We start from the raw sequence: 258 nt of genomic DNA, 5'->3' as shown, positions 1-258 counted from the left end.
ATCCACGCCCGCGGCGCCTCCGATGCCGACGTGAAGCTGTTCGCCGATGCGATGGCCGACAACCTGATGCAGCGCTACGGCACGGCCCTGCTCGATTTCGAAGGCAAGCCCAGCTTCCGCGGCAAATCCGAGACCGCGCTGCCGGGCGGCCGTGGCGTCAAGGTGTCCACCGAACTGCTGCGCCCGGGCAACGACCCGACACCGGTCGATTACCTGATGCGCAACGTCAACGGCCAGTGGAAGATCTTCGACGTGATG

1 protein-coding gene is annotated in these 258 nt (G+C 65.9%); it reads left to right on the top strand.

What is annotated here, in order from left to right; translation table 11 throughout:
- A partial coding sequence (locus tag SB822_RS58690; protein ID WP_410859321.1) for a phospholipid-binding protein MlaC occupies positions 1-258 on the top strand: 258 nt, incomplete at both ends.

It is taken from the genome of Paraburkholderia sp. SIMBA_054 (assembly GCF_046534875.1).
Taxonomy (GTDB): Bacteria; Pseudomonadota; Gammaproteobacteria; order Burkholderiales; family Burkholderiaceae; genus Paraburkholderia; species Paraburkholderia hospita.
The sequence above is the reverse complement of the archived record's forward strand: the minus strand, read 5'-3'. Positions and strand labels throughout refer to the sequence as shown.